Genomic DNA, 10,660 nt, shown 5'->3' with positions numbered 1-10,660 from the left:
AGGTATAAATCTGTGTAAGGAGAGTAGATACTCCTAAATTTAGGCTGCTCAAAAAAACTCTCAAGAGTCCCAAAAACAATTACTGTTTCTTTAGAAGATATTCAAGTGTTTAATTTTTCAGACTTTTTCCCTTGATTGGATATGTAGTTTCTTGTACTTCAAGTTGAAGTGCGGAGTCTAGGCTGTATCATTCTGCGTGATTTTGTATCGAATTATACGTTATGTTTCAGGTTATCTTGCTTAAAGCTTGTCGGGTAAGCTGTATACAGACAGATCCCCGACTTCTTGAAGAAGTCGGGGATCTTGCTTAGAGACTGTACCTCATCAACCTGAAATCTGCTGTATTTAAAGCCAATTCCCCAGTAAGACAAACGGTGCCCAATAGAAAGGATGTCTGAATCTCGACTGCTGTAATAACGCCAATTGAGCCTCTCGCAACGCTTCCGCCTTGGTGACATTGGCTTGCGCCAATTCCTGATAAAATTTCACCATCAACATCGCCGTAGACTGATCATCCACTGACCATAACGTCGCCAACGTACTCCGCGCCCCCGATCGCACCGCGACTCCGGCTATTCCCAACGCCGCCCGTTTGTCACCCGATGCTGTTTTGCAAGCACTCAAGACTAGCAATTCCAAGGGTTGACGTTCCCTCTCTTCCCGCACTTGGAGGACTTCTCCTAATTGTTTCACATTCACGCGATCATCCCACGCCAAAATAAACGTATCTTCAGCATCAGAACTAAACTGCCCATGAGTGGCTAAATGAACCACCGGAAATGGCGCAGCGCTAATCTCTTTTTGCAACGCATCGCTAGTAAACTGCTGATTCAGCAACACCTGCGCCGGAATCTCCGCCTGAATCTGCTGCACCTCCGACTTTACACCAGGTAACGGGGGAAAGTTCTGTTTTGCCTCACTCAATCCGCCCACTAACACCTTAATCGGGGTACGACTTAAGGGTTGGGGTTCCAGGATTTGCAGACTGGGAGTCAGGGCGACACTATATTTTTCAATCAGATAGTTTTCACCATCATATAATGCCGCCATGGGCAGACTTTTCAGGGAACCATCTAAAGCAAACACCAAGGTTTTAATCTCAGACGCCGCTAACTCCGTCTCAATCGGTTGCACCAACCAATCGTACAATTGAGAAAACAGGGGTAATCGTTCGCGATCGCTTGCCACACGTCGCATAGAACGGCGGGTTTGAGCCAGAACCGTTTCTACTTCCGTCTCAGATACATTAGTCACATAGTGTCGTAGCGGTTGATTCGCGATCGCGATAATCACTTCTAATCGATCCGGTAAAATAATCGGATAAATCACCGCTGCATTCCCATCAACTTGATCAACCGGTTCTGGTTGCGCTGTCAAACAAGCCTCACGAAAGAAATTATCTAATTCTGCTAATTGTAGCGATTCAATTACCTCACGGGCTTGAACTAAATTCTCCTGGCTAATCGCTTTATTCCCCGGTTGCAACAATAAGCTAACAAGTTGGCGATAAATCGGTTCTACACTTTCTCGAAACGAGAACTGTAATTCTAAATTTGTCGCGACTAAATCATTCCGTAGGGAATTGAGAGAATGAATCGCTTCCTGATAAGCAGCAACGGCGCTAGGATAAGCTGAATCATCGGCAAGTCCTCGGTCGATCTGAGCTTTCATCAGTCGCCCTAACTGCCATTGCCACAAATAAGCAATATCAGGAGAATTGACCGATTGTGCCAACAGTAACGCCTGTTCTGTTAACGTTTTCGCTTCCGACCATTGTTGAATATACTCGTAAATCTGACCCAAATAACCCAAGGCGTAAGATTCCGCCCGTTTGTCTCCTAACTCTTTTGCTTGCTGTATTCCTGTTGTCAGAATTTGAGCGACGGTTTGCGGGTTGAGGGCAGGTTTAGTGTACAGACGCGCCATGGCACGTCTGTACAAGGGGGTTGTCTCTGGAAGGTTAGAAGTAAAACCTGCACCGACAATTGTGGATGGGGCGGGTTTAGTTACGTTAGCGGTTATGTCTGAAAGCTTATTGGTAAAACCCGCCCCTACAACCTCCTGACGCCATAGTTTGAGCAGACTTTGGCTAAAATTAATTCGGGCATAAATGGTGCTACGATTTGCGGGTAAATTGGCAAATCTGGACTGAATAGTCTGGGCTAATGCTTTCGCGTCTGCCCAGTTTTCTAGTTCTATGAATAAACGCAGTTGATTCAATTGTGCCTGTAGGGTTGTGGTAGGTGAAACAGAAGACGCGATCGCGCTTTGATAAAACTCAATTGCCGCCTTCAATTCTCCCTGACTATACGCCGTATTCCCCAAACTTAAAAACGCCGCCGTTATCCCTGATGGCAATTGTAACGTTTGGGCAATAGCTAAACTTTTCTGTAATACTGTTTCCGATTCTTCCAAGTCACCCACCAAGCGCAACGTATCGCCAAAACTCAATAATCCCGCCGCCTTTATCGCCGAATCCGGCTGATTTTGCAACCGTTGATTCACTTGTTCTAATGTCGCCCTAACTCGCGGATAAAACCCCAAAACTCGCAAGGCTTGCGCCTGATTCATCAAGCTACGCACCACCCCAATGTCATCGCCAACTTGCTGGTAAGTTTTGGTCGCCGCTTCCCAGGTTTTCAGCGCTTTTTCCGGTTGTCCCTGTGCCAATTGCAGCTTCCCCTGCGTATTCAGCGCCTGTGCCAAAACCGTCGTGCGATCGCGACTAGCTGTTTCAGTTTGCAAAAGGTGTAAACTCTTCTCAATTGCCTGATTCGCTGATGTCCACTTTCCCAACTGCTGATAGGCGAGTGCTAAATTGCTCAGTACCATGGCTTGATTTAGAGAATCCCCTTGACTGGCAAAAATATCTGCTGCCTGTTGCCAAGTGGTGATAGCAGCGGCAAATTCACCCAACTGATACCGTTGTAAACCTACTTGCACCAATTCAACTGCATCGGGGGGAGACACCTGAACCACGGAAGTATCGGGAATTGCTGCATTCACCTCCAGGATTCCCATTCGGCTGGGGGAATCTTGCCACGCCAATGCAACCGTCAACACCGTAGTCAAACCGACTAAGCCTAGATACTTAAGGAACTGCCTGAATCGTTTTCCTGTAGCGCTCATTGGACTATCTGAAATGGAACTATAGCCGTGAATCCAACTTCAGGATACTCCGCTTCCTTGAAAAGGAGAAGAATTCAAAGCCTCTCTCCTTGCAGGAGAGAGGTTCTCCAAATCCCCTCAACCCAAACCCTCCGGATAGAGGAAGAGCGATCGCGGGAAATAAATACAAGACCCACATATCGCCTAATTTTGAAATTTAAGCGATAATGTGGGTTTTACTCAGGGTTCAGCAGGGTGCATCTGCTGTGGCTGGCAGGGTGCATCTGCTTTTCCTAGTCTGCCTGTTCCAGCGCGGTTTTAGGTGTAGCTATGATAAAGATGGTTTGAAGAGTTTGTGAAGCATGGGGGGATGGGGGAAATAGGGGAGCTGGGGAAGCTGGGGGAGATGGGGGAGCTGGGGAAGCTGGGGAACACCTCGACTTCGCTCGGCGTGTCAGCTGGGGGAGATGGGGGAGATAGGGGGATGGGTTATTGATAGAAGACTGATTTCCCGGTAATTTCTATATAAAAATATCTAGGTGTAAGCGAGTGAATCACATTCCCCCTATTGATCTGGCACGACAGTATCAGCGCATTGAAAAACAAGTTAGTTCGGCTGTTCAGGAGATACTCACCTCCGGACGTTACGTTGGTGGGCTTCCGGTTCAAGGCTTTGAGACACAATTTGCGGCGTACATGAATACCAGCGAATGTGTCGCCTGTAACTCTGGCACAGACGCCTTGTATCTGGCACTGCGAGCCTTACAGATTAGCTCAGGGGATGAGGTGATTACCACGCCCTTCACGTTTATCGCTACGGCGGAAGTGATTACCCGGGTGGGGGCGACACCTATTTTTGTGGACATTGATCCCCAAACCTTTAATCTTGACGTTAATCAGATTGCGGCGGCAATTACCCCGAAAACGAAGGCGATTCTCCCCGTTCATTTGTTTGGACAGCCTGTGGATATGACGGCGATTATGGACATCGCCCAGGCGCATGATTTAGCTGTCATTGAAGACTGCGCTCAAGCAACGGGCGCGGAATGGGCGGGACAAAAGGTGGGTAGTATTGGGCATATTGGCTGCTTTAGCTTCTTTCCCACCAAAAATTTAGGGGCTTGTGGGGATGGAGGTGCTGTGATTACCAATGACCCAACCCTAGCGGCTACCATCAGAATGCTGCGAGAACATGGAATGCGCGATCGCTACCACCACGAAGCGACAGGAATCAATAGCCGTTTAGATGCCCTACAAGCGACCATTTTACAAATCAAATTAGGTTATCTCGATCAATGGAATCAAGAACGCTCTCAGATCGCTGATCGGTATCACCAGTTATTACAACCTCTTCCAGAAATCGCCTTACCTCAAGAAACTGTAGGAAGCCATGCTGTCTGGAATCAGTACACGATTCGTCTAACTCAAGATAGCCGCAGCAGTGACTATCGAGATCACATCCGCCAAAATCTGCAACAGATGGGCATTATTTCGATGGTTTATTACCCTCTACCGTTGCATTTGCAGTCGGTTTATCAGAGCTTAGAGTATCAATTGGGTGATTTTCCAGTTGTTGAGCAAGTGTGTCACCAAGTTTTGTCTCTACCTATATTTCCAGAATTGTCCTTCTCCGAACAGCAGCAGGTAGTCTATGGTTTAAAAGATTGCTTGATCAGTGCGGCTGAATAACTCTCAGTTCACGCGATTTCAACTTGAATCAACATATCATTGTAGTCCCTATCACCGCCATTGGGTAAATCCTCAAATCCAAACACGTTATCCCCAAGGGAACGAATATGATCAAACCCATCCCCATTTGCTCCCAGATAAGGAAAATACACCGATGGATCATTGCCCGAATCACTATCTAACAATTCCTCCAACGTGCTTTCTCCAACGTGCAGGAGAACGTGCAGGAGAACGTGAAAACTGATACCATCTTCTATAGCCTGTTTAAAGAGTTCCCCAGTATCTTCTTTGAACTGATTAACCAATCCACAGAACAAGCCGCCACCTACCAATTCACCTCCCGTGAAATCAAACAACTCTCATTTCGAGTTGATGGTTTATTTTTACCCAAGAACGAAGCCTCAAACCAACCCTTCTACCTCGTCGAAGTTCAGTTTCAACCCGATGAGGATTTATACTATCGTTTATTTGCGGAACTGTTTATCTTTCTGAGGCAATACAAACCCTCTCATCCCTGGCGAGTTGTGGTCATTTATCCCACTCGCCGGATTGAACGAGAACAACCCTTGCAATTTCGGGAACTGTTCAGTCGAGTGCAACGGATTTACTTAGACGAGTTAGGAGATGTCGCATCGGATTCCCTGGGGGTGAAAATTGTTAAGCTAGTGATGGAAACGGAGCAGACAGCACCGGAGATGGCAAGGCAGTTAATCGACCAAGCCCAAGTCGAGATAACTGATGCAACCACAAAACGTGACCTGATTGATTTAATCGAAACAATCATCGTTTACAAATTACCACAAAAAAGCCGTCAGGAGATAGAAGCAATGTTAGGGTTAAGTGAACTTAAACAAACCAAAGTGTATCAGGAAGCCAAGCAAGAAGGGTTAACAGAAGGCAGGCAGGAAGGCGAATTCAAAGCCAAGTTAACCGCCATCCCGCGCATGCTCCAGTTTGGGTTAAGCTTGGAGCAAATCGCTCAGTTGCAAGATTTGCCAGTAGACGTTGTCCAACAGACGTCCCACTTATTCCATAAGCAAAATGTTGCGGCTTTTGTTGAACTGTTACATCATCAACGCTCACTTTTTTCCCCACAAGACTTAGCGGAATTGGCTTTTTTGATTCAACCGTTACCCGATAAAATAGAAGACTTATCATGCGCTATCGCCCAGTGGTGCAAGCAGGAGGGACATGCTGCACAGCTAATGGCTTGGCGTCAAATCCGATCGGGCTTATTGAGTGCGATGGTAGAGAAGCTCTTGGGGAGGAATTCTGATACTCAGGAAACTCCATCGGTTTCCGTGAACAAAGCCATGGTGCAGAATGCCATTGAGTCAGGAGAGTCATTTGAGTGAGCGATCACGCCACCACATCCACCTAGGGCAGTAGATTTAGATATTACTGTGTCCCTAGTGCAGCGGGCATAAAAATACTTGAGCAGCTTCGTAGATACGATGAAGCAGGGGGAGCAGAGGGAGCAGGGGAAGCGGGGGGAGATATTAGCTGTTCAGTTATTTCTGCCTTCTTGCACTAGGAATATGATCACCCGTTGGTGGTTTAAAAGATTGCGTGATCAGTGCGACTCGATAACCGTCGCTATCTCCACGTATTCGCGCAGGATAAACCCGTTATCGTAGTCTGGCGTGACGAGTTAAGTCACAATAAAAAATATCAGCCACCGGTCAACGGATTAATTTTGTGCGAGTTGTTCTCGTCTACCTCACCCATGTTGGTGGATTGTTGACCATCTGTTTCTTGATTCACAGATGGATACCGACTCTCAGGGAACCCCTCTGGGCGACTCTATTCTTGGCGCTGATGGTGGCAGAATGGAATCTGAGCAAAGGGCAAATTGTAGAGCCGAATCCCCCATTCCCTAGCATTAAACAAATTTGGTATCGCAGTTGCTGGCATTTGGGTTTTGTGCTAGCCGGACTCAGTTATGTCTTGCTAGCCGATGAGATCTTTATTGACCTATTTTTTGTTCCCGCTTCTATGCCACCCTGGGGACTCTTATGGCTGTTAACCCCGTTAACCTTAACCGACATTGCCAGCCGAAGTACGCGATCGCGCCAAGGGAACAAAGAGGCTAATTCCTTCCCCAGAGAGTCACTCAACGATTCCCTGATTAATCCGTGGTCATCGGTAAACAACACTGAGTTAGACTCAGATTCTACTCCGAATCAGGAGCTAAACTCAAGGCAAATCCCAGTATTTTGGTGGAGTGCGATCGCCTTATTTCTCGTCCAGTGGCTCACCCTATTCCAGCCGGATATCAGTCTCATCGGTTTGGGTGTCGCCACTTTCGTGATGTTCATCAATAGTTGCTATCTCAAGCAACCCTTAGCCGCCGCGATCACGATTGGATTTAGCCTAAGTTTTAGTGCAGTATATCTGGGACAAGGCATTGCCGGATTACCCCCAGTGTCTTCTGCTGATTGGTATTGGGTGGGCGCGATCGCAATTTTCGGATTATGGCTGCTACGGGCTGGCTTAACGCCCCACTCTAGCAGGCTAGCTCAATTGTACGCTCAAGCCTGCGATCGCTGGGCAATTGCTTTGTCTACTACGGAACTAGGACTACTGACGCTGCAAAGCGCCAATATGTATCTAGAATTCATTCCATCCAGTTGGCAGTACCTGACTGCATCAATGCTCATTGGTGCTGCTATTCTTTACCGATATTGGCAATCTTTTCCCAAATTCAGTATTTATGGCATTAGTTGGGCAATAGAATTGACAATAGCTAATGCGATTGTACTGCTTAATGGTTCATCCTTAATCCTCGGTGCTGCGAACATTATCCTGGCTTATGTAACACTAATTCTCAACCGTTGGTGGTTTGCTCCTTTGGGTAGGGAAGACGGGGAGCATTTAGAGACGTACCATGGCACGTCTGGAAGATGGGGGGGGAATTGGCAAGAGATACTGGAATCTTTACCCTTAGTTTATGCCCTAATTGGCATTAATTTGCGCTTTGCTTATTTCACCCCTTATACGGGGTTGCTTACCCTAGGTACAGCTTTAACAGGCATCATCATCGGGCGTCGCCGTCTGCAAAGGAAAGCCATCACCTATCTTTTCCTAGCAGGTATTTCCCTTGCCTGGTACGAACTGGTGATTTATACCCTGATTGGCATTAGTTTACACTTTTTTTATTTCACCCCTTATACAGGATTGATTACTCTAGGTGCAGCTTTAATCGGCATCAGCGTCGCCTATCACCGTCCTCGCTCCAAAGGGATCATTTATCTGTCCCTGGCAGGTATTTCCCTCGGTTTGTATGAATTGGTCATTTATCAAATACTGCGAACTGATGGAGCAAATCCTGGGGACAGCTTTATTATTTTAGCGGCGATCGCGGCTGTGATTGGCTGTATTTATCGTTCACTTGCCTGGTTTTTGCGTTGGCAAAGCCTGTTCCTTCAGAACGTATCGCGCGATCAGATTAAACTTTTTAATATCAGCGTCACCCAAATCAAAATTACTGCCCACATTCATTGGGCAATGAGTACTGTCTTGATGGTTATAGCGACTGGGATGTCTGTAGGAACCCCACCTAACCTGATGGGATTCGTGGGACTTGTCATCAGTTTGCTACTGGCTAGTTATGCGTTTTTTCAAGGAAATTTGCGAATTCAACAACGCCAGTTTTCTCCCTCATTTGTCTCATCTTCCCCATTTTTACCAGAGTCTCACATCTGGATATACGCCGGATTAACCGAGGTTGTCGCCATTGGTATTTATGCTCGTTTGATCTGGACACCGTTGAGCCTACTTGATCCCTGGCGAGCCATAATTGCCAGTCTATTCGCGATCGCTGTTTATCAAACGTCCTGGTGGCGGTGGGGATGGAATGAGCAACCTTGGCAAAGATACGCCACGATATTGCCTCTTCTGAGCATTTTAATCAATCCTCAAACCCTCTCTTCTTTTAATTTATTGGTTCTTGCAGGTTTTTATGCCTGGGTCACCAATCGCCAATCTAATTTACGTTGGACATACTTAAGTTTATTTTTCATCGATTGGGTAATTTGGCGTGTTTTGCAAAGCCAGCAGGTTACTGAACTCTTAGCGTATGCTGCCGTGATTGGTTATTTTTTCCTCTACATTGCCCAAGTTGATCCAGAATTAAGATTACCGCAAAAACGGAATTGGCGTCACTACATCCGCTTACTGGGTAGCGGCATAATCTGTTTGGTGGCGTTAGGGTTTCATCAAGACGTTGGACTCATTCCGGGAATTATTAGTCTGGTTGCTATTGTGACTGGATTAGGACTGCAAGTTCGGGCATTTTTAATGGTTGGAACGGTCACATTTATTTTTACAGTATTCTACCAGTTAGTCTATTTGGGTTTTCGCTACCCATTCTCTAAGTGGATTATGCTCATAATTGCTGGGATTATTTTGATCAGCATAACCGCTAACATTGTCAAGCGACGTGAGCCAATTCTTGACCTTTTTCAAGATTGGATCGATCAATGGCGAGAATGGGAGTAGACTAGGTGGGGACAATTAAAGTTAACGGCGGAGATCGTCATAACAGCTTATAATTCCTCAGTACCCCTCCAGATGTCTCTGTCGTGATTGCAATTTATCCAGGCAGCTTCGATCCGATCACTCTAGGACACCTCGATATCATTGAGCGTAGCTGTAAGCTCTTTGAGACCGTTATTGTTGCTGTACTCCGCAACCCGAGTAAATCGCCATTGTTTACAATACAAGAGCGAGTACAACAGATTCGCGGCTGTACCCAGCATCTCTCGAATGTCGAAATCGATAGCTTCACAGGTTTGACTGTGGACTATGCCAAACTCAAAAATGCTCAAGTTTTACTGCGGGGACTACGGGTGCTTTCAGACTTTGAGAAAGAACTCCAGATGGCGCATACCAATCAAACCCTCTGGGATGAAATAGAAACCGTTTTTCTCGCCACGTCTAACGAGTACAGTTTTTTAAGTAGTAGCGTAGTGAAAGAGATTGCCAAATTTGGCGGATCTGTTAACCATCTTGTTCCCCCGCAGGTTGCCCTAGATATTTGCCGATGTTACGCCCAGAGTCATCCCGCATCGAACCCAACCAACTCCCAGAACCCAACCCCCCAGAGAAACGCCTTTCCTCTGGAACCCCCGATGTAGATATCCAGCGAGAACTGACTAAGCTAGAGGAGATGCTGTTTGATAGCCCACACATCCCCTTGACCAAGTACACGTTGATTGATGAAGAAGCGTTCTTAACCCAATTGGATGTAGTGCGGGCGAGTCTACCAGAGGCATTTGAAAAATCTCAAAAGATTGTTCAGCAAGGGGAAGATATTCTCCTACAAGCGGAAGACTATGCCCAAGAAATCCTAGAAGCCGCTGAACGACAAGCTCAACAGATTCTGGATGACATGGGGATTGTGCAACAAGCAGAACTGGAAGCCAAGCAAATCCGGCAACGGGTTCAGCAAGAGTGTGAAACGCTGCAAGAACAAACCCGGACTGACATTGAACAGATGCGCCGCCAAGCCCAGCAGGAATTGGCACAACTGCGCCAACTCGCACTCGAAGAATGCGAAGACATTCAAAACGGTGCGGATGATTATGCTGATTCTGTACTCAATAGTATTGAGCAACAGCTTACTGACATGCTGAGGGTGATTCGCAATGGACGTCAGCAACTTTACCAGGATGTACCACCCGGACAACCGCAAGATAAAGACGGGATTGGCGGATCTGGGTCTCGTTCATCCTCAGCGTCACCGAAAAAGAAGAGCGGGTAAGGGTTGAGGGCATTGGTGTCAACTTAAGGTGAAAAGCAGGGGGAGCAGGGGAAGCAGGGGGAGCAGGGGAAGCAGGGGGAGCAGGGGGAGCAGGGGGAG

At 46.9% G+C, this 10,660-nt stretch carries 7 protein-coding genes; 5 read left to right on the top strand and 2 right to left on the bottom strand.

The features are described from left to right. Positions 1–345: 345 nt before the first annotated feature. Positions 346–3,129, bottom strand: coding sequence for a CHAT domain-containing protein (locus tag RIB93_RS25475; RefSeq protein WP_446376908.1), 2,784 nt, complete (start codon positions 3,127–3,129; stop codon positions 346–348). Between the two features lie 528 nt (positions 3,130–3,657). On the opposite strand from RIB93_RS25475, the gene RIB93_RS25470 reads away from it, so the two are divergent. Further along, a complete protein-coding gene (locus tag RIB93_RS25470) occupies positions 3,658–4,797 on the top strand; it encodes a DegT/DnrJ/EryC1/StrS family aminotransferase (RefSeq protein WP_446376906.1) in 1,140 nt (379 codons plus the stop codon). An 8-nt stretch (positions 4,798–4,805) separates the two neighbouring features. Here RIB93_RS25470 and RIB93_RS25465 read toward each other — a convergent pair whose 3' ends face one another. Beyond that, entirely contained in the window at positions 4,806–4,991 is a 186-nt protein-coding gene (locus RIB93_RS25465) for a DUF4114 domain-containing protein (RefSeq protein ID WP_446376904.1), read from the bottom strand. Positions 4,992–5,030: 39 nt separating this feature from the next. Here RIB93_RS25465 and RIB93_RS25460 point away from each other — a divergent pair, with 39 nt between their 5' ends. The 4 genes from RIB93_RS25460 (at position 5,031) to RIB93_RS25445 (ending at position 10,561) form a co-directional block, all read left to right on the top strand. Further along, positions 5,031–6,152, top strand: coding sequence for an Rpn family recombination-promoting nuclease/putative transposase (locus RIB93_RS25460; protein WP_446376902.1), 1,122 nt, complete (start codon positions 5,031–5,033; stop codon positions 6,150–6,152). A 343-nt stretch (positions 6,153–6,495) separates the two neighbouring features. Beyond that, a complete protein-coding gene (locus RIB93_RS25455; protein ID WP_446376900.1) occupies positions 6,496–9,297 on the top strand; it encodes a hypothetical protein in 2,802 nt (933 codons plus the stop codon). A gap of 83 nt (positions 9,298–9,380) precedes the next feature. Beyond that, positions 9,381–9,935: a pantetheine-phosphate adenylyltransferase gene (gene coaD / locus RIB93_RS25450; RefSeq protein ID WP_006102623.1), complete on the top strand. Its 555-nt coding sequence runs from the start codon at positions 9,381–9,383 to the stop codon at positions 9,933–9,935. Beyond that, positions 9,842–10,561, top strand: coding sequence for an ATP synthase F0 subunit B (locus RIB93_RS25445; RefSeq protein WP_446376898.1), 720 nt, complete (start codon positions 9,842–9,844; stop codon positions 10,559–10,561). Before coaD ends, RIB93_RS25445 begins: the two co-directional genes overlap by 94 nt. The last annotated feature ends 99 nt before the right edge of the window (positions 10,562–10,660 follow it).

Origin of the sequence: Coleofasciculus sp. D1-CHI-01, assembly GCF_040218875.1 — a bacterium.
GTDB lineage: Bacteria > Cyanobacteriota > Cyanobacteriia > Cyanobacteriales > Coleofasciculaceae > Coleofasciculus.
The sequence above is the reverse complement of the archived record's forward strand: the minus strand, read 5'-3'. Positions and strand labels throughout refer to the sequence as shown.

Bases quoted from the DNA above. Each gene is read 5' to 3' on its own strand.
- RIB93_RS25475 (WP_446376908.1), bottom strand. From the start codon at position 3,129: ATGAGCGCTACAGGAAAACGATTCAGGCAGTTCCTTAAGTATCTAGGC.
- RIB93_RS25445 (WP_446376898.1), top strand. From the start codon at position 9,842: ATGTTACGCCCAGAGTCATCCCGCATCGAACCCAACCAACTCCCAGAA.